The 22,869-nt window shown below is 66.7% G+C and carries 23 protein-coding genes; 10 read left to right on the forward strand and 13 right to left on the reverse strand.

The window, feature by feature from the left end; all coding sequences use genetic code 11:
- Nucleotides 1–20: 20 nt before the first annotated feature.
- Nucleotides 21–416 carry a hypothetical protein gene (locus HJ588_RS10255; protein WP_171154590.1) on the reverse strand — a complete coding sequence of 132 codons (396 nt, stop codon included), beginning with the start codon at nucleotides 414–416 and terminating at the stop codon, nucleotides 21–23.
- Nucleotides 417–441: 25 nt separating this feature from the next.
- Here HJ588_RS10255 and HJ588_RS10260 point away from each other — a divergent pair, with 25 nt between their 5' ends.
- From HJ588_RS10260 to HJ588_RS10285, 6 genes are all read left to right on the forward strand, one after another.
- A complete protein-coding gene (locus HJ588_RS10260) occupies nucleotides 442–768 on the forward strand; it encodes a hypothetical protein (RefSeq protein WP_171154592.1) in 327 nt (108 codons plus the stop codon).
- A 200-nt stretch (nucleotides 769–968) separates the two neighbouring features.
- Complete coding sequence (dnaE, locus tag HJ588_RS10265; protein WP_171154594.1) at nucleotides 969–4,541, forward strand: DNA polymerase III subunit alpha; 3,573 nt, start codon at nucleotides 969–971, stop codon at nucleotides 4,539–4,541.
- A gap of 112 nt (nucleotides 4,542–4,653) precedes the next feature.
- Nucleotides 4,654–5,961 carry an ABC transporter substrate-binding protein gene (locus HJ588_RS10270; RefSeq protein WP_171154597.1) on the forward strand — a complete coding sequence of 436 codons (1,308 nt, stop codon included), beginning with the start codon at nucleotides 4,654–4,656 and terminating at the stop codon, nucleotides 5,959–5,961.
- Nucleotides 5,962–5,971: 10 nt separating this feature from the next.
- On the forward strand, nucleotides 5,972–6,922 hold the full coding sequence (locus HJ588_RS10275; protein WP_171154599.1) for a carbohydrate ABC transporter permease: 951 nt from the start codon (nucleotides 5,972–5,974) through the stop codon (nucleotides 6,920–6,922).
- A gap of 60 nt (nucleotides 6,923–6,982) precedes the next feature.
- A complete protein-coding gene (locus HJ588_RS10280; RefSeq protein WP_171154601.1) occupies nucleotides 6,983–7,807 on the forward strand; it encodes a carbohydrate ABC transporter permease in 825 nt (274 codons plus the stop codon).
- 26 nt (nucleotides 7,808–7,833) lie between these two features.
- The gene (locus tag HJ588_RS10285; protein WP_171154603.1) at nucleotides 7,834–9,942 is read left to right on the forward strand and encodes a prolyl oligopeptidase family serine peptidase; all 2,109 of its coding nucleotides are present in this window, start codon (nucleotides 7,834–7,836) and stop codon (nucleotides 9,940–9,942) included.
- A 291-nt stretch (nucleotides 9,943–10,233) separates the two neighbouring features.
- On the opposite strand, the gene HJ588_RS10290 is transcribed toward HJ588_RS10285, so the two are convergent.
- From HJ588_RS10290 to HJ588_RS10310, 5 genes are all read right to left on the reverse strand, one after another.
- Nucleotides 10,234–11,100, reverse strand: coding sequence for a universal stress protein (locus HJ588_RS10290; RefSeq protein WP_171154606.1), 867 nt, complete (start codon nucleotides 11,098–11,100; stop codon nucleotides 10,234–10,236).
- Between the two features lie 133 nt (nucleotides 11,101–11,233).
- Nucleotides 11,234–11,662, reverse strand: coding sequence for an HIT domain-containing protein (locus HJ588_RS10295; protein ID WP_171154608.1), 429 nt, complete (start codon nucleotides 11,660–11,662; stop codon nucleotides 11,234–11,236).
- A 15-nt stretch (nucleotides 11,663–11,677) separates the two neighbouring features.
- A complete protein-coding gene (locus tag HJ588_RS10300; RefSeq protein ID WP_171154610.1) occupies nucleotides 11,678–12,139 on the reverse strand; it encodes an SRPBCC family protein in 462 nt (153 codons plus the stop codon).
- Between the two features lie 31 nt (nucleotides 12,140–12,170).
- Nucleotides 12,171–12,443 carry a DUF4031 domain-containing protein gene (locus HJ588_RS10305; protein ID WP_171154612.1) on the reverse strand — a complete coding sequence of 91 codons (273 nt, stop codon included), beginning with the start codon at nucleotides 12,441–12,443 and terminating at the stop codon, nucleotides 12,171–12,173.
- 23 nt (nucleotides 12,444–12,466) lie between these two features.
- On the reverse strand, nucleotides 12,467–12,769 hold the full coding sequence (locus HJ588_RS10310; protein WP_171154614.1) for a hypothetical protein: 303 nt from the start codon (nucleotides 12,767–12,769) through the stop codon (nucleotides 12,467–12,469).
- Nucleotides 12,770–12,908: 139 nt separating this feature from the next.
- On the opposite strand from HJ588_RS10310, the gene ppc reads away from it, so the two are divergent.
- A complete protein-coding gene (gene ppc, locus HJ588_RS10315) occupies nucleotides 12,909–15,680 on the forward strand; it encodes a phosphoenolpyruvate carboxylase (protein WP_246241799.1) in 2,772 nt (923 codons plus the stop codon).
- Here the strand turns inward: ppc and HJ588_RS10320 are convergent, their stop codons facing one another.
- A complete protein-coding gene (locus HJ588_RS10320) occupies nucleotides 15,681–16,451 on the reverse strand; it encodes a metalloregulator ArsR/SmtB family transcription factor (protein ID WP_171154618.1) in 771 nt (256 codons plus the stop codon).
- A gap of 52 nt (nucleotides 16,452–16,503) precedes the next feature.
- On the opposite strand from HJ588_RS10320, the gene HJ588_RS10325 reads away from it, so the two are divergent.
- On the forward strand, nucleotides 16,504–16,980 hold the full coding sequence (locus tag HJ588_RS10325; RefSeq protein ID WP_171154621.1) for an SRPBCC family protein: 477 nt from the start codon (nucleotides 16,504–16,506) through the stop codon (nucleotides 16,978–16,980).
- Nucleotides 16,981–16,985: 5 nt separating this feature from the next.
- On the opposite strand, the gene HJ588_RS10330 is transcribed toward HJ588_RS10325, so the two are convergent.
- From HJ588_RS10330 to HJ588_RS10345, 5 genes are all read right to left on the reverse strand, one after another.
- Nucleotides 16,986–17,387 carry a YccF domain-containing protein gene (locus HJ588_RS10330; protein WP_171154624.1) on the reverse strand — a complete coding sequence of 134 codons (402 nt, stop codon included), beginning with the start codon at nucleotides 17,385–17,387 and terminating at the stop codon, nucleotides 16,986–16,988.
- 269 nt (nucleotides 17,388–17,656) lie between these two features.
- Nucleotides 17,657–18,082 (reverse strand): DNA/RNA helicase domain-containing protein, encoded by a 426-nt coding sequence (locus HJ588_RS20250; RefSeq protein ID WP_343036695.1) that lies wholly within the window; start codon nucleotides 18,080–18,082, stop codon nucleotides 17,657–17,659.
- Nucleotides 18,027–19,358: a DUF2075 domain-containing protein gene (locus tag HJ588_RS10335; protein WP_343036666.1), complete on the reverse strand. Its 1,332-nt coding sequence runs from the start codon at nucleotides 19,356–19,358 to the stop codon at nucleotides 18,027–18,029. Before HJ588_RS10335 ends, HJ588_RS20250 begins: the two co-directional genes overlap by 56 nt.
- Nucleotides 19,345–19,665, reverse strand: coding sequence for a nucleotide pyrophosphohydrolase (locus tag HJ588_RS10340; protein WP_171154627.1), 321 nt, complete (start codon nucleotides 19,663–19,665; stop codon nucleotides 19,345–19,347). The genes HJ588_RS10335 and HJ588_RS10340 overlap by 14 nt, the downstream gene beginning before the upstream one ends.
- Nucleotides 19,666–19,730: 65 nt before the next feature.
- A complete protein-coding gene (locus HJ588_RS10345) occupies nucleotides 19,731–20,939 on the reverse strand; it encodes an oxygenase MpaB family protein (RefSeq protein ID WP_171154629.1) in 1,209 nt (402 codons plus the stop codon).
- A 43-nt stretch (nucleotides 20,940–20,982) separates the two neighbouring features.
- Here HJ588_RS10345 and HJ588_RS10350 point away from each other — a divergent pair, with 43 nt between their 5' ends.
- On the forward strand, nucleotides 20,983–21,573 hold the full coding sequence (locus tag HJ588_RS10350) for a TetR/AcrR family transcriptional regulator (RefSeq protein WP_212755398.1): 591 nt from the start codon (nucleotides 20,983–20,985) through the stop codon (nucleotides 21,571–21,573).
- A 34-nt stretch (nucleotides 21,574–21,607) separates the two neighbouring features.
- Nucleotides 21,608–22,012 (forward strand): nuclear transport factor 2 family protein, encoded by a 405-nt coding sequence (locus tag HJ588_RS10355; RefSeq protein ID WP_171154631.1) that lies wholly within the window; start codon nucleotides 21,608–21,610, stop codon nucleotides 22,010–22,012.
- Here the strand turns inward: HJ588_RS10355 and HJ588_RS10360 are convergent, their stop codons facing one another.
- Nucleotides 22,013–22,846 (reverse strand): SDR family oxidoreductase, encoded by an 834-nt coding sequence (locus HJ588_RS10360; RefSeq protein WP_171154633.1) that lies wholly within the window; start codon nucleotides 22,844–22,846, stop codon nucleotides 22,013–22,015.
- Between the last annotated feature and the right edge of the window lie 23 nt (nucleotides 22,847–22,869).

The raw sequence follows: 22,869 nt of genomic DNA on the forward strand, positions 1-22,869 counted from the left end.
ACGGTGTGATGGAGCCCTGCTCAGCCGGTGACGCCGATCTGGGTGGTAACCGGCGACGGGGTCGGCGGCTCGTCGGTCGGTTGCGGGGCGGTCGGCTGGGTGGTGCCGGTCGGCTTGCTCGCAGCACCGCAGATCGTCGAGTAGCCGTGCAGGCCGTTCGCCCCGCCGAGCTTGATGTTCTTGTTGTCGCCCCCGACCGCCCAGTCCACGCCCGCGTCGGCGTAGAGATAGGACTCCTTGATGCTCGCCGGCCAACTCAACCGCACGGTCACGGTCCCGCCCGGCTTGACGTTGGCGACCCCGCTTTCCGCGTAGGTTCGCAGTCCATCGGGTATGGCACCGCCGCCCGCTCCGAGCATGTTGACGATCGAGGCAGTCAGGTTGTACGCGTAGTCGTCGGGTGCCGTAAGGGTCACCGCGGAGACCTGGAGGTGCTCAGCCGTGTCCTTAGTGGTGCACAACGCGGGCGCGATCGAGACTGCGAGTCTGGTGTGGGTCTTGGTCGAGTTGCTCGACCCGCTCGGCGAGCCGGACGCGCTCTGCGACGAAGTCTCCGTCGCGTTTGCCGAGGTGGTGCCGCTGCTGCTGGTGGACGGTGCGACGGTCGAGCTTGCCGTGGTGCCGGTCGTCGTGCCGGTGGCCGTGCCGTCCGCGGCGAAGCTGCTGGTGCCGGTGGCGATGGCGCCGCCCGCGGCGAGTGCTCCGACGATGCCGGCGATGGCGAACTGGTGGCGTGAGACCTTCATGTTTCTTCCCCCTGGTGAGTGATTGCTGACGAGTGGTTGCTGTCGAGGGGAAGACGTCCCGGGACGCCCGTGGTTGTCGGCGTTGCGCAAGATCAGACACTGTCGTACGGCGACTTCGACGGTCCTAGGTCTGCGGCCTAGGGGGACTAGCACGTCGCCTCATCCGTCACACCACCGCGCGTCGCGACGGGCTGTCGGGGTGGCGATCTAAACTCGTCGGCGATGTCAGATTCAGCCGCCTCCAGTGACTTCGTGCACCTGCATGTGCACACCGAATACTCCATGCTCGACGGGGCCGCGAAGGTCGGCCCGATGTTCGACGAGGTGGCGCGGCTCGGCATGCCGGCAGTCGCGATGAGCGACCACGGCAACATGTTCGGCGCCTACGAATTCTTCGGTGCCGCAAAGGATTCCCCGGTCAAGCCGATCATCGGCATCGAGGCCTATCTGGCGCCGAGCACCCGCTTCTCCCGGCAGCAGGAGTTCTGGGCGCCTGGCGGCAAACGCGACGCCAACGTCGACGGTGAGGGCGGCAAGGACGTCTCCGGCGGCGGTCGCTACACGCACATGACGATGTGGGCGAAGGACGCGGCCGGCCTGCGCAACCTGTTCAAGCTGAGCTCGCTGGCCAGCTTCGAGGGCTACTACATGAAGCCCCGCATGGACCGGGAGCTGCTCGCCGCGCACGGCCAGGGCATCATCGCCACCACCGGCTGCCCGTCGGGCGAGGTGCAGACGAGGCTGCGGCTCGGCCAGTTCGACGAGGCGATGGAGGCGGCTGCGGCATACCAGGACATCTTCGGCAAGGAAAACTTCTTCCTGGAGCTGATGGACCACGGGCTCGACATCGAACGCTCGGTGCGGTCGGGCCTGCTCGACATCGCCAAGCGCCTCGACCTGCCGCTGCTCGCCACCAACGACAGCCACTACGTCACCGAGGACCAGGCCGACAGCCACGACGACCTGCTGTGCATCGGCGTGGGCAAGAACAAGGACGACCCGGGCCGGTTCAAGTTCAACGGCACCGGCTACTACCTGAAGTCCGCCACCGAGATGCGCGAGCTGTTCCGCGAGCTGCCGGAGGCGTGCGACAACACCCTCAAGGTCGCCGAGATGATCGGCGACTACTCGGAGGTGTTCGAGTATGTCGACCGCATGCCGCAGTTCCCGGACGTGCCGGAGGGCCAGACCCAGGCGTCCTACCTGCGCGAGCAGATCCAGCTGGGGCTGAAGGAACGCTACGGCGACAACCCCAGCCAGGAGGTGCTCGACCGCATCGAGACCGAGATGGCCGTCATCGAGCCGATGGGCTTCTCGTCCTACTTCCTGGTGGTCGCCGACATCTGCCGCTACGCGCGCGACAACGGCGTGCCGGTCGGCCCCGGGCGCGGTTCGGCGACCGGTTCGATGGTCGCCTACCTGACCCGCATCACCGAGCTGGACCCGCTGGAGCACCAGCTGCTGTTCGAGCGGTTCCTGAACCCCGAGCGCATCAACCCGCCGGACGTCGACCTCGACTTCGACGACCGCCAGCGCGACAAGATGGTCCGCTACGTCACCGAAAAGTACGGCGCCGAATACACCGCCCAGGTCAACACCTTCTCCACCATCAAGGCGAAGGCGGCGATCAAGGACGCCAACCGCATCCTCGGCTTCCCGTTCAGCCTCGGCGACCAGATCTCCAAGGCGATGCCGCCCGACGTGCAGGGCAAGGGCGTCCCGCTCTCGGCGACGTATGACGAGAGCCACCCCCGCTACAACGAGGGCGTCGACTTCCGCGCCATGATCGAGGCGCAACCCGAGGTCAAGAAGGTCTTCGACACCGCGCGCGGGCTCGAGGGCAAGATCCGCGGCACCGGCGTGCACGCGGCCGCGGTGATCCTGTCGTCCGCGCCGCTGCTCGACCTGATCCCGATGCACCGCCGCGACAAGGACGGCGTCGTCATCACCGGTTTCTCGTACCCGCAGTGCGAGGACATGGGCCTGATCAAGATGGACTTCCTGGGGTTGCGCAACCTCGGCATCATCGACCAGGCCATCGGCAACATCGAGACCAACCGCGGCGAGAAGATCACCACCGAGACCATCCCGCTCGACGACGCCAAGACCTACGAGCTGCTCGCCCGCGGCGACACGCTCGGGGTGTTCCAGCTCGACGGCGGCGCGATGCGCAGCCTGCTGCGACTGATGGTGCCGACCCGATTCGAGGACATCGCGGCGGTCCTGGCGCTCTACCGACCGGGGCCGATGGCCGCCAACGCGCACATCAACTACGCCGAGCGCAAGAACGGCCGCCAGGAGATCAGCCCGATCCACCCGGAGCTGAAGGAGGCGCTCGACCCGATCCTCGGCACCACCTACCACCTGCTGGTCTACCAGGAGCAGATCATGGCGATCGCCCGCGAACTCGCGGGCTACACGCTCGGCGGCGCCGACCTGCTGCGCCGGGCGATGGGTAAGAAGAAGCCGGAGGTGCTGGCCAAGGAGTGGGACAACTTCTCCGCCGGCATGATCAAGAACGGCTTCTCACCCGAGGCGACCCAGGCGCTGTGGGACGTCATGCTGCCCTTCTCCGGCTACGCCTTCAACAAGTCGCACACCGCCGGTTACGGTCTGGTGAGCTACTGGACGGCATACCTCAAGGCCAACTACCCGGCGGAGTATGCCGCGGCGCTGCTCACCTCGGTCGGCGACGACAAGACCAAGATGGCCACCTACCTGGCCGACACCCGCAAGCTCGGCATCAAGGTGCTGCCGCCGGCGGTCAACGAGTCGGTCCGCGACTTCACCGCCGTCGGGGAGGACATCCGCTTCGGCATGGGCGCGGTGCGCAACGTCGGCGCCAACGTCGTCGACGCCGTGGTGCGGGCGCGTGAGGAGAAGGGCAAGTTCACCTCGTTCGAGGACTTCCTGCGCAAGGGCGGCTCGACGGTCTGCAACAAGCGCACCGTCGAATCCCTCATCAAGGCAGGCGGTTTCGACGATCTCGGCCACACCCGGCAGGGTCTGGTCGCGGTGCACGAGACCTATGTCGACTCCCTCGCCGACGAGGCGAAGATGAGCGCCGTCGGCCAGGACTCCCTCTTCGGCGACTTCGGTGATGGCGGCGGGGGCGTCGACCTCGCCGCGCTGCCGCCGATCCCCGACATCGAGTGGGACAAGCAGACCAAGCTCGCCTTCGAACGCGACATGCTCGGCCTCTACGTCTCCGACCACCCGCTCTTCGGCATCGAGCGCATCCTCGCCCAGCACGCCGACATCGGCATCAACAAGCTGCACGGCGACGACCACCCGCCCGAGGGGGCGATGGTCACCATCGCCGGGCTGATCACCGGCCTGCAACTCAAGCGCAACAAGCGCGGTGAGCTCTGGGCGATCGCCACGGTCGAGGACCTCGAGGGCAGCGTCGAGGTGCTCTTCTTCGCCAAGACCTACATGACGGTCTCCACCATGCTCAGCCCCGACACCGTCTGCGTGATCAAGGGCCGGGTGCTGGAGCGCGACGACACCGTGTCGCTGTCCGCGCAGGAGTTCACCCTGCCCGAGCTCAAGGGCGACGTGCGCGGACCGGTGGTGCTCACCATGCCGCTGGTGCGCGCCAACAACGGCATGGCGCACAAGCTCAAGGGGGTGCTGGGCGAACACCCGGGTGCCACCGAGGTGCATCTCAAGCTCACCCAGCCCGGCCGGTCGGTCACCGTGCGACTCGACGACCGCCTGCGGGTCACCGCCTCGCCGGCGTTGTTCGGAGACCTGAAGGCGCTGCTCGGCCCGTCCTGCCTGGTCGGCGGCTAGCCGCACCGGAACGTGAGGTGCGGCCGGCCGGCCCGCTTCCGTGGTTTTCACGGCGCAGACCAATAGGCTGCGTAGGCACTCTTGTCGCCGTGTGAAAGTTATGGTGCCGATCATGGTCCGTTATTCACAGCTGTCCGTCCCCGCCGGCCCGAGCCGGCGGCAGGTGCTCGCCGGTGGCGCGGGGGCGCTCACCCTGGCGGCGCTCACCGCGTGCGGCGGCAACACCGGGCGGTCGAGCGGCGGGTCCGGTGCCTCCGGCTCCGGTGGCGGCGCGGGCACCATCTCGCAGTGGTACCACCAGTACGGCGAGCCTGGCACCGAGCAGGCGGTGAAGCGCTACGCCGCGGCGTACAAGCCGGCGAAGGTGTCGGTGCAGTGGATCCCCGGCAACTACGACCAGAAGGCCGCCGCCGCCCTGCTCACCGACTCCGGGCCGGACGCCTTCGAATACGGCAACGGCCCGACGATCGACATGATCACCGGCAAGCAGGTCGTCGACCTCACCGACCTCTACGGCGAAGCCCGCAGCGACTTCACCGCGTCGCTGCTGGAGCGGATGACCTGGAAGGGCAAGATCTACGGCATCCCGCAGGTCGTCGACATGCAGCTGTTCGTCTACCGCAAGTCGATGCTGCAGAAGGCCGGCGTGAAGCCGCCCGAGACGCTCGACGAGCTGGTCGCCGCGGCGGGGAAGCTCTCCACCGGCAAGGTCAAGGGACTCTTCCTCGGCAACGACGGCGGCGCCAGTGTGCTCGCCGGACCGGTGCTCTGGAGCAGCGGCCACGACTACCTGAAGGACGGCAAACCCGACTTCGACAACGCCGAGGTGGCCGGTGCGCTCGGCACGTTCCACAAGTTGTTCTCCTCGGGCGACCTGCTGCTCGGCGCGCCGACTGACTGGTCCGATCCGGGCGCGATCACGAGCGGGCTCACCGCCATACAGTGGACGGGGCTGTGGAACTTCCCGGCGCTCCAGAAGGCGCTCGGCGACGACTTCGGAGTGCTGCCGTTCCCGGCGATCGGTGCGTCCGGCAAGCCGTCGGTGCCGGTGGGTGCCTATGCCGCCTGCGTCAGCGCGCGCGCCGAAAACGTCGACGCCGCAAAGAAATTCGTCAAGTGGCTATGGATTGACCAAACCGGCGACCAGCTCGACTTCGCGCAGAGCTACGGCTTCCACGTGCCCGCCCGGGCCAGCCTGATCGCCAAGGCCGACAAGCTCAAGAGCGGCCCGGCGGCGACGGCTGCCGGCTACCTCAAGGACTACGGCCACCCGCAGACGCCGCTGCTGTGGACCCCGAAGTCGTCGACCGCGATGACCGACGCGGTCAACAACATCGTGCGCTCCGGGGCCGACCCGGCCAAGGCGCTGGCCGGCGTGCGCACGGTGGTCGACGCCGAGCTCACCCGCTTCGGTGGCTGACTCCGGCGCCATGACGGGAGCCACGGCGCCGGCCGCGCTCCGCCGGCCGGCGAGCCCGCGCCGCCGATGGACCGACAGCCCACACCTGTGGTTTTGGATCTTCGTCGGGCCGTTCGTCGCCGGGCTGCTCGTCTTCGTCGTCGTACCCATCATCTGGAGCGTGTGGCTGAGCTTTTACGACGCCCGGAACACAGTCACCCCAACGCATTTCGTCGGGTTCGACAACTACACGCGGATGCTCGGGGACAGCGCGTTCCGGTCCAGCCTGCTCACCTTCGTGGTGTTCGCGATCTTCATCGTGCCGACCACCTTCGTGCTCTCGCTCGCGCTGGCCGTGCTGGTCAGCAACACGCGGGCCGGCAAGTCGTTCTTCCGCTCGGTGTTCTTCCTGCCGACCGCGTGCAGCTACGTCGTTGCCGCGATGATCTGGCGTGAGTCGCTCTTCGGCGGCACCGCTGCGGGGTTGGTCAACACCGTGCTCGGCTGGTGCGGCGTCGCGCCGATCGCCTGGCTGTCGGTGGTCCACCCGCCCTGGTATTGGCTGGTGCTGGTCACCGTCCGGCTCTGGCTGCAGCTCGGCTTCTTCATGGTGCTCTTCCTCGCCGCGCTGCAGCGAGTGCCCCGACAGCTCTACGAGGCGGCCGCGCTCGACGGGGCGACCGGCTGGAAGGCGTTCCGCTACATCACCTTCCCACAGCTGCGCGCGACCTCCACGGCCGTGCTGATGTTGTTGCTGGTCAACGCATTTCAGGCATTCGACGAGTTCTACAACGTGCTCACCACCACGGCCGGCTACCCACCCTACGCACGGCCCCCGCTGGTCTACCTCTACAACGTCGCGCTCGGCAACGGGCAGGACTTCGGCGACGGCAGCGCGGGTGCCGTCATCCTCACCCTGCTGATCGCGGTCTTCGCGCTGCTGCAGGGCCGCCTCACCGGTCTCGGCCGCCGGGAAGTCTGAGATGCACACCCCACGAAGTTCTCGCTCCTTCGTCGCTCGATACTTCGCGAGGACCCCGACATGATCGCCACCCGGTCCATCCGTTACCTGGTGCTCGGCGTCGCGGCGCTGCTCTTCCTGGTGCCGTTCTACCTGCTGCTGCGCGGCGCGCTGTCGACGCAAGCGCAGCTGGTCAGCGTCGACCACTGGACGTGGTTCCCGACCCACCCGGAATGGTCCAACCTGAAGCGGATCTTCACCGACTCGTCGGTGCCGCTCGGGCGCAGCCTGCTCAACTCCGCGGTCATCGCGGTCACCCAGACCGTGCTCGTGCTCGTCATCTCGGGTATGGCGGGCTACGGCCTCGCCCGCTCGACCGTCCGCTACGCCAACGCGGTCTTCTACCTGATCGTCGCGACCTTGCTGATCCCGGCCGCGGTGACGTTCGTGCCGTCGTTCGTGATGGTGTCGACGCTCGGCTGGGTGTCCACGCTGCGCGGGCTGATCGTGCCCGGGCTCTTCCAGTCGCTCGCGACGTTCCTCTTCCGGCAGTACTTCCTCGGCTTTCCCAAGGAGCTGGAGGAGGCGGCCCGCATCGACGGCGCCGGCCCGATGCGCACCTTCCGCTCCATCGTGGTGCCCAATTCGCTGGGCTTCGCGGCGGCCATCGGCACGATCACCTTCATCGGCAGCTGGAATGCCTTCCTCTGGCCGCTGGTGATCGGGCAGGACCAGTCATCGTGGACCGTGCAGGTGTCGTTGTCGACCTACATCACCGCCCAATCCGTCGACATCCCAGGCATGTTCGCGGCCGCCATCGTGTCGATGGTGCCGCTGCTGCTGATGTTCCTGTTCCTCCAACGGTGGATCGTCGAAGGTGTCGAGCAGACCGGCATCAACGAGTGACGCGGCCTGCGTCATACGCTGGCGCAGTGACTGAACCGCAGCCTCCCGTGGCTCGTGCGGTGCCCGTGCAGCGCACCTTCCACGGCGACACCTTCGTCGACGACTTCGAATGGCTGCGCGACAAGGACGCGCCCGAGGTCATCGCCCATCTCGAGGCCGAGAACGCCTACACCGACGCGCTCACCGGCCACCTGAAACCGCTGGCGGACGAGATCTTCGGCGAGATCAAGGCGCACACCCAGGAGACCGACCTGTCGGTGCCGGTGCGCATGGGGGACTGGTGGTATTACACGCGCACCGTCGAGGGCCAGCAGTATGCCGTGCACGCCCGGCTGCCCTTCGCCGAGGACGGGGAGCGGCCGCAACTGGAGCCCGGCGTCGTGCCGCCGGGTGAGCAGATCCTCATGGACGGCAACCGCGCGGCGGAGGGGCACGACTTCTTCGAGCTGTCCGATCTCGCGGTGAGCCCGGACGGGACGCGGGTCGCCGTCGGGGTGGACCTCACCGGAGACGAGATCAACGACCTGTCCGTGCGGGACATCGCCACCGGCGACCTGCTCGACGACGCGGTGCGTGGTGTGGGCAACGGCGCGGTGTGGTCACTCGACGGCCGCTACGTCTTCTACACCCGGCGCGACGACGCCTGGCGGGTCAACGAGGTATGGCGGCACGAACTCGGCACCCCGCAGGCCGACGACGTGCTGGTGTTGCGCGAGGACGACGAGCTCTTCTCGATGGGCATCGACGAATCCCGTGACCAACGCTGGCTGTTGATCTTCAGCGGTTCGAGCACGACCAGCGAGATCCACCTGCTCGACCTGGCCGAGCCGACCAGCGACGTGCAGGTGGTGCAGCCCCGTGTCGCCGGGCTCGACTACAGCGTCGAGGTCGACGGCGACCGGATCCTGGTGGTGCACAACGGATCCCGGCCGGACTTCGACCTGGCCGTGGCGACGATCGCGGCACCGTCGCGCGAGCACTGGGAGCCGTTGCTGACCGGTGGGGACGGCGATCGCATCCTGGGTGTCGATGCCTTCGCCGGCTTCAGCGCGGTCACGATGCGGCATGCCGGGCTGCGCACGGTGCGCATCCTGCCCAAGGTGTCCGACGGTGTCTACGGCGAGCCGGTGGAGGTGCCGGTCGAGCCGGAGCTGCACACGCTCGGAGTCGGTGCCAATCCCGAATACGACACGGACACAGTGCAACTCGTCCTCACGTCCTGGCTGACGCCGAGCACGATCTACGACTACACACCTGAGGGCGGAGACCTGCTGCTGCTCAAGCAGCGAGTGGTGCCCGGTTACGACCCGAGTCGATACGTCGAGGAGCGGCTGTGGGTCGCCGCCGCCGACGGAGTGCAGGTGCCGGTGTCCCTGGTGCGCCGCCAGGAAGTCGTGGCGGACGGCAGCAACCCCGGGCTGGTCTACGGCTACGGGTCCTACGAGTTCCCGATCGACCCCTACTTCTCCTCGGGCCGGTTGTCGCTGCTGGACCGCGGCGTGGTCTTCGCCGTGGCGCACGTCCGGGGCGGCGGCGAGTTGGGGCGGCGTTGGTATGACGACGGCAAGCTGCTCGCCAAGCGCAACACCTTCACCGACTTCGTCGATGTCTCGCGCGCGCTGATCGACACCCAGTGGGTGGCGCCGGATCGTCTTGCCGCAGAAGGCGCTTCGGCCGGTGGCCTGCTCATGGGGGCGGTTGTCAATCTCGCGCCGGAGCTCTATGCGGCGGTGCACGCGGCGGTGCCGTTCGTCGACGCGCTGACCACGATCCTCGACCCGTCGCTGCCGCTGACCGTGGGCGAGTGGGAGGAGTGGGGCAACCCGCTGGAGTCGCCGGAGGTGTATGCCTACATGAAGTCCTACACGCCGTACGAGAACATCCGCGCCGAGCGCTACCCGGCCATCCTCGCGACCACCAGCCTGCACGACCCGCGGGTGTTCTTCGTCGAGCCGGCCAAGTGGGTGCAGGAGCTGCGTCGTACGGTCACGAACGGACCCGATCGGCCGATCCTGCTCAAGACCGAGATGTCCGCGGGGCACGGCGGCCGCAGCGGCCGCTACGACGCCTGGCGTGAGCAGGCCTTCGAGGATGCGTTCCTGCTCGACCGGATCGGCGCCACCGACCTCATCTGAGCCCGGTGTCGCTGATCGAGCAGCGGTCTGTTGCTGATCGAGTAGCGGCGAGGAACAAGCCCCATGACGCTGATCGAGTAGCGGCGAGGAACAAGCCCGGTGTTGCTGATCGAGTAGCGGCGAGGAACAAGCCCGGTGCTGCTGATCGAGTAGCGGCGAGGAACAAGCCCGGTGCTGCTGATCGAGTAGCGGCGAGGAACAAGCCCGGTGCTGCTGATCGAGTAGCGGCGAGGAACAAGCCGCGTATCGAGATCAGCGCCTTCCCCGAAGCGACTGCAAGCGCCGCTCGCGTCAGTGCATGACGATGACCGGGCAGGTCGCGTGCCCGAGCACATCGCGCGCCACCCGGCCGAGCAGGAGGCCCTCGAAGCCGCCCGATCCGCGCGCGCCGATCACCACGGCGTCGCTGGCGTGCGACTCCCGCACCAGTGACCGGGTCGGGTTGCCGTCGGAGATCTCGGTCAGCACCTTCACCTTCGGGTGCTGCGCCTGCTGCTCGGCGATCGCCCCCTCGATCTGCGACCGGCAGGCGGCGGTGTATGACGCCCAGTCGGCGCTCCCGAGGCCCGGGTCCTTGGCGTCGCGCGGTTGCCACGCGTGCAGTGCGAGCACCTCGGCGCCGGTGCGCTCGGCCTCGGCGAAGGCCCAGGCGAGCGCGGTCGCGCTGAGATCCGAACGGTCGACGCCGACCGTGATGCGCCCGAACGCCGACTCGACCGCGCTGTCCTTGCGGATGATCGCGACCGGGCACGCGGCGTGTGCGGCGACCTGGTGGGCGGTCTCACCGAGCGAGGAGATGTGCAGCATGCTGTCGCCGTGCGAGCCGAGCACCACCATTGCGGCATGGGCGCTCGCCCGCACGAGGGCCGCGGCCGGGTAACCATCCGGGTGTGAGGTCGACACCTGAATCATACGATCCCGCAACTGGATTCGGTTACGGGCGCGCACCAGCACCCGCTCGCCTGCGGCATACAGATCCTCAGGATCGGCACCCATGTTGAAGACGAGGTCCGGTCGGTCGTGGCTGAAACCGTGCACCAGGTGGATCGGTGCATGAGTGGTCTGCGCGTATTCGGCTGCCCAGTCGAGGGCGGTCATCGAGGACGTCGACGTGTCGACGCCCACCACGATGCTTCCGGTCTGCAGTGTGCCTTCCATGGTGACCCCTCATCGGTCGACCTTGGCGGCGGTTGCCGTGGCCCGGCGGCCGTCGTCGCGGGTCCCGCACCCGCCGACTTCCATCGTAGAAGCCAAACTGGGAATCCGCTGACGAGAGGCTCCGAAGGCGCGGTCAATCCGTGACGGCGAGGGTGGCGCGCAGGCGCTCGGCATACTCCGCCTGCTCGTCGTCGCCGGAGTATTTGTGCCGCGGCCAGAAGAAGCCGCGTAGCCCGTCGCCCTTGGTGCGCGGGACGACGTGGCAGTGCAGGTGCGGGACCGACTGCGACACGGTGTTGTTCATCGCCACGAACGTCCCCTGCACGCCGAGGGCGTCCGGCACAGCCGCGGCGATGCGCTGCACCTGCGCGAAGAACGGCTGCACCTCGTCGGCCGACAGCTCGGGCAGCGTCACCACGTGCTGGGCCGGTATGACGAGCACGTGCCCCTTGAAGACCGGCCGGTTGTCGAGGAACGCAATCGTGTGCGGCGTGCGTGCGACCTCAGGGGCGGCCGTTTCACCGGCGGAGATCGCGCAGAACACGCAGTCGGGATCGAGCACGAAAGTGCTTGAACGTCAGGCGGATTCGACCTGTGAGCGAATGCGCTGCAGGGTCTGGCGCATCCCGGAGGTGAGACCCTTCTCGAAGGAATCCTCACCGCCCATCAGCTTGTCGATCAGCTGCTGGGAGACCGCGGTCGTGCCGCCGCTGACGTCGCGGCGCTCGATCAGCTTGGTGCGCGTGCCGCCGTCCAGCGGCTCGAGGTCGAAGCTCCACGTCGCGTGGTTCTCCTTCACCCGCCAGGCGATCTTGCGGCCCGGCTCGAACGCGGTCACCATGCTCTGCGTCGGCCACACCCGCCAGCCGAGCTTGTTGACGTTGACCATCTTGCTGCCCTGCCCGAGCTGGCCGCCGCGCACGATGACCTTGCGGGTCTGCGGGCTCCACTTCGGCATCTGGGTCAGGTCCGAGACCGTCGCCCAGACCTTGTCCGGCGCGGCATTGATCTCGATCGAAACTTCGAGGTTTGTCGGCATGTCGCGAACCTACCAGCCGGTAGCGCGCTCGTCAGTGGTCGCGGCGATCGCGTTCGGGCACGCGCAGGCCGCTGGCGATGAGCCGCCGGATCAGCTCCGTGCCCTTGACCGGGACCGCGCCGGCCGCGACCACGTCGTCATACCGCTCCTGCGGGATGTCGTAGTGGTCGTGGTCGAAACCTCGCCGCGGGATGCCGAGTCGCCCTGCGAAGTCGTGCAGTTCGTCGTATGACGAGTCGCTGACGAGGTGCGACCACAACCGGCCGTGGGCCGGCCAGAACGGCGGGTCGATCAGGATCGTCACCCGACGGATTGTAGGGACTGTGCTCAGACCCGGCGCAGGGTCGGCGCGCCGTCATCGCCGTCCACGCGCGCGACGAGGCGGACGTGCTCGCCGGCTCCCACGGCGATGGTGCGGCCGGCGGGAGCGATCTCCCGCTTGGACCCGCGATAGCGGTAGAACGCCTTGGCGCGGTGGTCGCCGGGCTGGACGGCGAGCGTCACCGGCTCGCCCCAGCGCGCAGGGTGTTCGCGGCTGTCGACCCGCACCACCGGCTGCGCCCCGAGCCGGGACAAGAGGCCCTGGGGTTCCACGGTCACCGAAAGGGTCGTCTGTGCGTCAGCTGTCACAGGCGGCGACGCTACCGGTTGGGCGCCCGACCAGTGGGCGAACGCGGGCGCAGGGGTTACCGGTGAGTTGTCTCACGCGGCAGTCGTCCGCGCACGCGGCGACCATCGAGCCGTCATGCTTGAACGCATGCTCGATCGCATGCTGACTTTCGACGTGACCGAAGAGGGACGCGCGGCCTCCGAGCCGCTGCGCGAGGACATCCGCCTGCTCGGCGGCATCCTCGGCGACGTCATCGCCGAGCAGGAGGGCGAGGACGTGCTCGACCTGGTCGAGGAGGCGCGCACGCGCGCCTTCGCGGTGCGCCGGCAGGAGGAGGACCGCGAGGACTTCGCCTCGATCTTCGACGGGTTGCCGACCAAACGGGCCATGCACGTCGTCCGCGCCTTCACACTCTTCGCGTTGCTGGCCAACCTCGCCGAGGATCTGCACCGGGAGCGGCGCCGGGTGATGCACGTGCGGGCGGGGGAGCCCGCACCGGACGGTTCGCTCGCCGCGACCTTCCGCAAGTTGGACGACGCACGGCTCGGTGACGACGAGGTGCGTGACGCATTGACCGGCGCGTCGGTCGTGCCGGTGATCACCGCGCACCCGACCGAGACCCGCCGGCGCACGGTCTTCCAGACCCAGTCGCGCATCAAGGAAGTGATGCGCGAGCGGGAACGCGTCACCTTCACCGACGCGGAGGAAGCTGCTGCGCTGCGCGAGATCCGGCTGCAGATCCTGACGTTGTGGCACACCGCGCTGGTGCGGCTGCAGCGGGTGCGGATCACCGACGAGATCGAGGTCGGGCTGCGGTGGTTCGACGCGTCGCTCTTCGAAGTGATGCCAAAACTCAATGCGCAGGTCCGTGACGAGTTGCGGGGGCGCTACCCGTCGGCCGAGGTCGCGAATCAGCCTGTGCTGCGGCCAGGTTCGTGGATCGGCGGGGACCGCGACGGCAATCCCAATGTCGATGCGTCGGTCGTCGCGACCGCGAGTGGCCGGGCCGCGCAGGTCGCGTTGCAGCACTACCTGACCGAGCTGGACGCGCTCGAGCACGAGTTCTCGTTCTCGGTCCGTATGACGCCGACGTCTCCCGAGCTGGTCGCGCTGGCCGGCAACAACGCCGCCGACGAGCGCGACGACGAGCCGTTCCGGCAGGCCATCCGCTGGATCCGCGGTCGGCTGTCCGCGACGCACAGCGAGTTCTTCGACGACTGGTTCCAGGCGGCCGTTTCGGTGGAGGGCGCCCCGGCATACGCCACTCCGGAGGAGCTGCTCGCCGACCTGGACGTCATCGACGACACGCTGCGCGCCGGATCGGGTGCGCTGATCGCCGACGACCGACTGCTCGGACTGCGAGAAGCCGTGCGCACGTTCGGTTTTCACCTCTACGGGCTCGACCTTCGGCAAAACTCCGACGTGCACGAGACGACGATTGCCGAGTTGTTCGCGTGGGCCGGCGTGCACCCCGACTATCTGTCGCTCGACGAGGACGCCCGGGTCGAGCTGCTGACCGCGGAGCTGGCCAACCGGCGCCCGCTTGTGGGGCCGGGCGCGGACTTCTCCGAGCAGACCGCCAAGGAGCTGGCGATCACCGCGGCGGCCGCCCAAGCGGTGCGCACCTTCGGCCCGGAGGCCGTGCCCAACTATGTGATCAGCATGTGCACTTCCGTGTCCGACATGCTGGAGTGCGCCGTGCTGCTGAAGGAGGCCGGCCTGCTCGACCCCGGGGTGGGAGACGAAGGCGCGACGTCGTCGGTGAACATCGTGCCGCTCTTCGAAACCATTGAGGATCTTCAGGTTTCGGCCACCACGTTGCGGTCGGCGCTGGCCGTGCCGGCATACCGCCAGCTGGTCGACTCCAAGGGCGGCCTGCAGGAGGTGATGCTCGGCTACAGCGACTCCAACAAGGACGGCGGCTACCTGGCTGCCAACTGGGCGCTCTACCGTGCCGAGCTCGAGCTGGTCGAGGCAGCTCGCGAGGGCGACATCCGGCTGCGGCTCTTCCACGGTCGCGGTGGCACCGTCGGACGAGGTGGCGGCCCGAGTTATTGGGCGATCCTGGCGCAGCCGCCGGGCGCCGTGCGGGGCTCGCTGCGGCTGACCGAGCAGGGCGAGATCATCGCGGCGAAGTATGCCGAGCCGCCGCTCGCCACGCGCAACCTCGAGTCGTTGCTCGCGGCGACGCTCGAGTCGTCGCTGCTGGACGTCGAGGGGCTGGGGGAGGAGACCGCGGAGGCGTATGCCGCGCTGGACGAAATCGCTTCTCTCGCAAGGGAGGCCTATGCCGATCTGGTGCACCGCACCGACGGCTTCGTCGAGTACTTCACCACCGCCACGCCGGTGGGGGAGATCGGTGCGATGAACATCGGGTCGCGGCCGGCCTCCCGCAAGCAGACCAAGGAGATCAGCGACCTGCGCGCCATACCGTGGGTGATGTCGTGGTCGTTGTCGCGGGTCATGCTGCCCGGCTGGTACGGCACTGGCGCCGCGCTCGAGAAGTGGGTCGGCGACGATGAGCAGCGCCTGTCGCAGCTGCGGGACTGGTATGAGCGGTGGCCGTTCTTCCAGACGGTCATGTCCAACCTGGCGCAGGTGATGGCCAAGTCGGATCTCGGTATCGCAGAACGTTATTCGCGTCTGGTCGAGGACGAGGCGCTGCGGGAGCGCGTCTTCGGCAAGATCACCGACGAACACGCTCGCACCTTGCGGATGTTCGCGCGGGTCACCGGTCACGAGGATCTGCTGTGGGACAACGCCGCGCTGAAGCGGTCGGTGTTCAACCGGTTCCCCTACCTAGAACCGCTCAACCACCTGCAGATCGAGCTGTTGCGTCGTTATCGCTCGGGTGACGAGGACCCGCAGGTGCAGCGCGGCATCCTGCTCACGATGAACGGTCTCGCGACGGCCTTGCGCAACTCCGGCTGATCAGCCCTCCAGCGCCCCGGCTGCTGCCCGGGCCGCGAGGTTGTCCAGCAGCTGCGACCAACCGACGCCGAGGCCGCCGAGCGCGGCCCCGGCGCCCCGGCGTACGTCGGAAACCGTTATCGTCAGGGCGATTTCGGTGCCTGATGCGGTCTCGGTAAGCCCGACGTCGTGGGAGGCGCTGAACAGCTCCTCGCCGTCGGGTCCGTGCGGATTCATGGTGAAGACGAGGCGTTCGGGCTTGTGCAGTGCGGCGACCTTGCCGGTCGCCGTGTGTTCGGCTCCGTCCGCTTCCCGGAGCACGAGCGCGACCCGCCCGCCGGGCTTCGCGCCGAAGTGGAAGCTCGCGACGGTGAAATGGCGCGGGTGCCACCAGAGGGCGGCGAGCGTCGGGTCGGTGAAGGCCGCCCACACGCGCTCCGGGGTGGCGTCCACGAGGCGCCGTAGGTGCACCGGGCTGGCGTCGGCGGAGTCGATTGCCTCGCGGTAGCGGGTCAGGTTGTGGTCGTCCTCGTCATACATGGCGAGTTGTGTGGCCCACGAGGCGATTTCGTCGAATGTGCCTCGCCGCAGAGCACAGATGCGACGACGTCCGAGAGTGTGCAGATCGACCAGGCCCGCTCCGGCGAGGGTCTGCAGGTGCTTGGTGACCTGCGGTTGCCGCAGGTCGAGGGTGCTCGCGATGTCGCCGACCGTGCGTGGGCCCTTGGCAAGCAACTCCACGATGCGCCGACGGTTCGGCTCTCCCAACGCGGCGAGGACGGCGTTATCCATGGGGTAAGTGTGCCTGTTGACACATATTCTTCAAGAGGAATATCTTGTGATCATGACCACACAGCACCGCATCGAGCGGACCTATCCCACTGACCCGGCGACGATCTGGCGCCTCTGGACGACCCCCGAGGGCATCGCCTCCTGGTGGGCACCGGACGGATTCACCACCGAGGTCGAGACGCTCGACCTGCGCGAGGGTGGTGAGCTCAAGTACGTGATGACGGCGACTGCGCCGGAGGCGGTGGACTTCATGAAGTCGGCCGGAATGCCGCTGGCAACAACGTCATACAAGCGATTCACGCAGGTCGACGAGCCGCGCACGCTGGCCTACCAGTCGGTGGTCGACTTTGTGCCCGACCACGACACCTATGAGTTCGGCACCGAGGTCACGCTCACCCCCGTGGACGGCGGCACGCAGGTCGTGATGCTGGTCGAGCCGCTGCACGACGAGGTCTGGACGCAGCGCCTGCTCGAGGGGCGCAAGAACGAACTCGAGAACCTCGCGCGCGTCGTGGGGGAGTCCGCCTAGGTCTGTCAGCGCTGATAGGCGGCGAGGTCCGCGTGGCGCGCCGGCACGATCTCGGCCCCCAGCGGCAGCAACGAGATCGGCACCATCTTGAAGCTGGCGATGCCGAGCGGGATGCCGATGATCGTCAGGCAGAGCGCGATGCCGGTGACGATGTGCCCGATCGCCAGCCACCAGCCGGCGAAGATGAACCAGAGGATGTTGCCGATCAACGACGCCGCGCCGGCCCGTGGGTCACGCACGACCGTGCGACCGAATGGCCAGAGCGCGTAGTTGGCCATCCGGAACGATGCGATCCCGAACGGGATGGTGATGATCAGGATGCAGCAGATGACTCCCGCGATCGCGTAGCCGACGGCCATCCAGAACCCGCAGAGGATCAGCCAGATGAGGTTCAGCAGCGTGCGCATGAGTCCATTCTGACCGACGACCGGTTGACCGAGCTGAGGCGGCGCGCTCTTTCCCGTGGCCCGAGGTCTTCCTGCTCGCGGGAGCCGTCGTCGTGTGATCATTCAGGCTCACCACGTCGGCAGGCCGGGCTCAAGGTGCGGGTCAGCCTCGTCGCCACCGGCGTGCTGGTGCTCTTCTGACCGCCGGTGCTGCGCCCGACATTACGTGCTGGAAAGGACGACCCCACCGCTGACGGGCGACCTGTCGCGACCTCTATGCGTCACTCACATCAAAAAAAACGGCGTAGCCGCTCGCGCAATGGCCGGTCCACGACGTAGACATAGGTGCCCTCGATCCCGCGAGTGAGCAGAACCGTGTAGATATTCTTCACGTACTGGAGTAGGTCGTCATCGGAGTATTGGATGCCCAACTGATTGTTGTTGGCTTTGCCATTCCGATCTGCGTAGCTGCTTCTGTCGAATGCCAGCCTATCAGTTGTCGTGTCATGATACAGGTCTGGGCCAATGATGACGCCCACGTAATCCAAATCGTAACCCTGCACGGTGTGGATAGAACCGACTTCATCGACTGAGTTCGGTGAATTTATCCAGTCGACAGGCGTTGTGTTCCACCGTAGCTTCAGTCCGTCAAGCTCGATATCATATGCAGTCCTGTCTCTTTTGCTGGCCCAGTTCCATGCATAACCTGCTACCAGCCGATAAGCCCACTTCGTCGTTTCTCTTGGAGATTTCGGCGCGCATTGCGCCTAGGTGGTCGAAGAAGCGAAGATCGTAACTTCCGAAATCGCGCGGACCGGTGGTTCGTCCATCGAATATGCCACGTACATATCTGACGTAATCCTCGCCTGCGCGGACGCGGTGCTGAGACGCAAGCTGGTGGCGGTAGTCAGCGCCCCCGATCACGTCTTGGATTGCTTTGGTAGACAAATCTGCGGGTCGTACAGTCTGTCCCTGATCAAGCAGCAGGATCTGACTGCGGCTCTTTTGCACAATCCAATCTAGCTGAGTCTTCGTCAAATCGTCGTCTCCGAAAAGGTCCCGGACGATCTGGGCGAATCTGTGGTTCTGTGGTCCCGACCCTTGGGATGCGCGCTGGGTGAGGCGATGGGCCTCGTCGACGATGAGTAAGTCGAACATCTCGGGGTACTCTCCGACATTGAATGGCGACAGCACCATCGCAGAAGCTAGCCCGGGAGTATCCCGGAAGACATCTTGAACCGTACGGCGTAGAGACTGCTGTGGGATTACCAAGCCAATCTTCAGGTCGTGTAGCAGTGCAGGTGTGTCACCCAAGAAGTAGTCGACGAAGAATGAGTCGTCATCGATAGGAAGGACGCCGTCGTAGTTCCCGATATCGACCAGCATTTTGATGAGGAAGATTGCTAGCACGGTCTTTCCGCTGCCCGGGGCGCCCTGCACTATTGATTGGCTTCCGGTATTTCGTTCGACATCTTCGATGATCCCATCCAAGAGGTCCACGACGATAGTCAATTGGTCTTCCGAGAGATTCTTAAAGGGCGAAAGTTTGAAGAGGTTGCTGTTTGTGATCTCCCGGATTGATTGAGAAAAAAGGCCCTCATTGCGAAGGTGGTCGAATATCTCCTCGAACGTTTTCCGGTAGGAATCCCGATCGTAGTATTCGGATTCCGAAATGCCCGCATTTCGATTGAGTACTTCGAATCTTCCATCTCCGGCGAAGAGTTTTATCAGAAGCGACTCTAAATCGAGACAAGCAGATTTGTTGAAGGTGTCGTCGACAATGACTCTCGCGTTCGGGGGATCTTGCTTGAGAATATCCCCGAGGTGTCGATGTAGTCGCATTGTGGCGTTTAACGACTCGCCGACGTAGATTTCGTCCGCCCCCTCCAATGTATAGACGACTGGCCAATTGCTGAACCGACCGTCCGCTTCGGCCATGACCTTGATGTGCGAAGCAGACATCGGCACCTTTACAATTTCAAAGCTGGTCATACCTGTTGCTACGTCCCCTGGCGCGATCCAACGGGTACTTCACCCTTGTCGTCTCCAGCTTCTTGAGAATCAATGCTTCCGGGTCCTGGTTCAGCAGATCGGCGAGCAGGTAGCAATAGGTAAGTACGTCGGCCAGTTCATCAGCGGCATCGGCGAGATCGCCGTGCGGGTTCCATTGGAAACATTCGAGCAATTCCCCCGCTTCGATGCATATGCTCTTGGAGAGGCTTTCTGGAGTATGAAACTGGGCCCACTCGCGCTCGGCGACCAAGGAGCGTAACGCGTCAAGGGCACGACGGTCTGCCATGAGTGCAGGTTAGCGAGCGGACCCGGCACGTGGCGATCGACGCACGGCGCAGCCTTCTGCGTTCATCAGTGATGGCTAGCGAGCGACCCGGCGAGGATCTGGTCCTGGACCCGCCTCCCGCGCGTCTCGAGCCGACGCCGGCCGCCGGGGAGAGCGCTGAGAGTGCGGTAGCGCAGCGAATTCCCAACAACCGCAGCGACGGCCGCCCATGGCGGTCGCATTGGCATAGCCAGCTCGCGCATGCTCTGCTTGCCGACCACCGCGCTCAGCAGGCTGTGTGCGCGGGCGCGCGCATAGCGCTGATGCCAGTGCTCCAGGCGCGGGTTGGCATGCCCGTAGTTGCGCTGTGCCTGGGTGTCGAGGGTGAGCCGCGCGAGCTCCTGACCGGCCGGTGTCTGGTCGCCGGCAGTGAGGAGCACGTGGTAGTTGATCCGGTGCCGCTCTTGCTCGTCGTCGGTGAGGAAGTCGGGGTCTACTCCCATCAGCCAGCCGATGTAGCGCCAGAGATGCATCAGGTCGTCGCGCTGTTGCCGGCTCACCGGCACCCCCAGCATCTGGCAGCCGAGGATGACCGTCGCGTCGAACAGTCCCAGCGTGCCCGCCTGGTCCGCCTGGTTGATCGGCAGGCCGAATCGCGCAGTTTCCCAACGCTTTTCGAATCGCATGTTGACCAGCGCGTGCATGACACGCACGTGCAAGGTCAGGCGCCAGCCTTCGGCGCCGACCCGCATGCCGCCTGGCGTCGTCGCTGCATTGGTCCACTGCTCACTCTCGGCCAGGCGGCGCAACGTGTTGTCGCCGGCCAGTCCACCGGTGAGCACCAGCAGGTCTGCCGGGCCGCCGAAGCGGTAACCGCCGATGAGGGAAAGGTTGAGCAGGACGTCATGCGCGGTGCGCCCCAGATAGCCGTATGCCGCAGCGCCGCGCTCGATGCGCGCCCAATCCACCCACTCGGGCGCCTCCATGGCGAGGGACAGAAAGGCCCGCAGTGCGGGTGGCGTGTCGTCGGACACCTCCGGTGCGGCGTCCAGGGCGGCTGCGAGTTGGGCGTGGGTCACCCGATCGGGGTCACCCGGCGGCAGCTGCATCGCCTCCGCCACCGCGGCGCCCAGCTCGTCGCGCTCGAGCAACGCCATTCCCAATCGCTGCATCAATCGCTCATCGACTTCCGGGGATATGCCGGTTGCGCGCAGCAGGGGTTTCGCGATCGCGCGCCCGCGGGCTTCGTTCTGGCGGAAGCGGGCCGGCGGCGCGGAAAGCACGGTCTGACTCATGCGAAGTTTCTAACGCGAATAATTACTCGCATACAATTCGCGTATGCGAAAGAAACCGAGGCAGGAGCGTTCCCGCCAGATGGTCGAGCGCATCGTGAGCGCCGGGCGCGATGTCCTGATCCGCGACGGTTACGCGGGCTTCGCCACCAACCGGGTCGCCGACACCGCTGACGTCAGCCCTGGCTCGCTCTACCAGTACTTCCACGACAAGGACGAGCTGCTCGCCGTCGTCCTCGACCGCTACTGGGACGAGGTCGCCGAGCGCGTCTCGGCCTCGCTCGCCGACCGCTTCGACGACCCGCCGGATCGCCTGGTGCGCAACACGATCGACGCGTTGCTCGGCGCGCTCGAACGCGACTCGCATTTGCTTCGTGTGGTCGTCGAGGAGATCCCGGCGCGCCGGCTCACCGACCGGCGCCTCGCGCTGCGCCGCCGCATCGAGGAGCTCGTCACGGCATACCTGAGTGTCCGGCCCGACGTGCAGGGTCGCATCGCGACCAAGGCGTGGGTGATCGTCGCGGGCATGGAGGGACTCGCGGTGCGCTGGGTGCTCGATCAGCCACCGATCCCGCGCGACAAGGTCGTCGACGAATTGACCGCGCTCGCCGAGCGGTATGTCGCCCCGGCTGCGTAAGTTGATAACCCCTACAGATCAAGGAAGTCCACACATGCCAACCTTCCGCGAGGCCATCGAAACCCGCGACCTCGACGCAGTCGAGGCGATGCTGGCCGACGAAGTCGTCTTTCGCAGTCCCGTCGCCTTCAAGCCGTATGCGGGGAAGGCCATCACCAGCGCGATCCTGCGCGCAGTGGTGGAGGTCTTCGAGGACTTCCGTTACGTGCGGGAGATCCGCGACGACGGTGGCGCCGACCATGCGCTCGTCTTCGAAGCCAAGGTCGACGGGTTGCAGCTCACCGGATGCGACTTCCTGCACTACGACGCGGCCGGCAAGATCGACGACTTCATGGTGATGGTGCGGCCGCTCAAGGGCGCGCAGGCGCTCGCCGAACGGATGGGCGAGCGGTTCGAGGCGATCCAGGCGGCAGCGGCGAAGACGCCCGAAAACCGTTGACTACTCTGCCTCGTCGAGGAAGATGTCGCGTTCGAGGCCTTCGGTCGGCCCGTACTTCGACAGGTCGGTGACGCCCGCCTCGCGCAACACGTCGACGTCGATGAAGGCGTTGCCGCTGCACTCGCCGGCCGTCTTGTTGAGGATCTCCATCGCCGCGTCCGCGACGATTTCCGGTGTGCGGGCCTTCGCCATCGCCTCGTCCCCGCCGAGCAGGTTCTGCACGGCGGCGGTCGCGATCAACGTCTCCGGCCACAGGCAGTTCGCGGCCACCGGGACATCGGCATACTCCGCCGCCCATCCCAGCGTCAGCATCGTCATGCCGTACTTCGCGAGGGTGTATGCCGGGTGCGCGCCCAGCCACTTCGGGTTGAGGTTGAGCGGCGGCGAGAGCGACAGGATGTGCGGGTTGTCGGCCGTGCGCAGGTGGGGGAGCGCGGTGCTGGTCAGCAGGTAGGTGCCCCGCAGCTGGATGCCCGTCATCAGGTCAAAACGCTTGATGGGCAACGATTCCGTCGGCTGCAACGCGATCGCCGACGCATTGTTGACCACGATGTCGATCCCGCCGAACCGGTCGACGGTCTGCTGCACTGCGGCCTTCACGCTCTCCTCGTCGCGCACGTCCCCGACGATCGCCAGGCCGGTGCCGCCGGCCTCGTTGATCTCGGCCGCGGCCGTGTGCACCGTCCCCGGCAGGCGCGGATCCGGCTCGTCGGTCTTGGCGAGTATGGCGACATTGGCGCCCTGCCGAGCGGCTGCGACGGCGATCGCCAAGCCGATGCCACGGCTGCCGCCCGACATCAGGATGGTGCGGCCGCTCAGATCGGTTTCGGACATGATGCCTCGCTCGGTCGGGTGCA

The sequence above is a fragment of the Flexivirga aerilata genome (assembly GCF_013002715.1).
GTDB lineage: Bacteria > Actinomycetota > Actinomycetes > Actinomycetales > Dermatophilaceae > Flexivirga > Flexivirga aerilata.

Excerpts from the sequence above, each read along its gene's own strand:
- dnaE (WP_171154594.1), top strand. The coding sequence starts at position 969 with ATGTCAGATTCAGCCGCCTCCAGTGACTTCGTGCACCTGCATGTGCAC.
- HJ588_RS10270 (WP_171154597.1), top strand. The coding sequence starts at position 4,654 with ATGGTCCGTTATTCACAGCTGTCCGTCCCCGCCGGCCCGAGCCGGCGG.
- HJ588_RS10275 (WP_171154599.1), top strand. The coding sequence starts at position 5,972 with ATGACGGGAGCCACGGCGCCGGCCGCGCTCCGCCGGCCGGCGAGCCCG.
- HJ588_RS10280 (WP_171154601.1), top strand. The coding sequence starts at position 6,983 with ATGATCGCCACCCGGTCCATCCGTTACCTGGTGCTCGGCGTCGCGGCG.
- HJ588_RS10290 (WP_171154606.1), bottom strand. The coding sequence starts at position 11,100 with ATGGAAGGCACACTGCAGACCGGAAGCATCGTGGTGGGCGTCGACACG.
- HJ588_RS10300 (WP_171154610.1), bottom strand. The coding sequence starts at position 12,139 with ATGCCGACAAACCTCGAAGTTTCGATCGAGATCAATGCCGCGCCGGAC.
- ppc (WP_246241799.1), top strand. The coding sequence starts at position 12,909 with ATGCTGACTTTCGACGTGACCGAAGAGGGACGCGCGGCCTCCGAGCCG.
- HJ588_RS10320 (WP_171154618.1), bottom strand. The coding sequence starts at position 16,451 with ATGGATAACGCCGTCCTCGCCGCGTTGGGAGAGCCGAACCGTCGGCGC.
- HJ588_RS10325 (WP_171154621.1), top strand. The coding sequence starts at position 16,504 with ATGACCACACAGCACCGCATCGAGCGGACCTATCCCACTGACCCGGCG.
- HJ588_RS10330 (WP_171154624.1), bottom strand. The coding sequence starts at position 17,387 with ATGCGCACGCTGCTGAACCTCATCTGGCTGATCCTCTGCGGGTTCTGG.
- HJ588_RS10335 (WP_343036666.1), bottom strand. The coding sequence starts at position 19,358 with ATGACCAGCTTTGAAATTGTAAAGGTGCCGATGTCTGCTTCGCACATC.
- HJ588_RS10340 (WP_171154627.1), bottom strand. The coding sequence starts at position 19,665 with ATGGCAGACCGTCGTGCCCTTGACGCGTTACGCTCCTTGGTCGCCGAG.
- HJ588_RS10345 (WP_171154629.1), bottom strand. The coding sequence starts at position 20,939 with ATGAGTCAGACCGTGCTTTCCGCGCCGCCGGCCCGCTTCCGCCAGAAC.
- HJ588_RS10350 (WP_212755398.1), top strand. The coding sequence starts at position 20,983 with ATGCGAAAGAAACCGAGGCAGGAGCGTTCCCGCCAGATGGTCGAGCGC.
- HJ588_RS10355 (WP_171154631.1), top strand. The coding sequence starts at position 21,608 with ATGCCAACCTTCCGCGAGGCCATCGAAACCCGCGACCTCGACGCAGTC.
- HJ588_RS10360 (WP_171154633.1), bottom strand. The coding sequence starts at position 22,846 with ATGTCCGAAACCGATCTGAGCGGCCGCACCATCCTGATGTCGGGCGGC.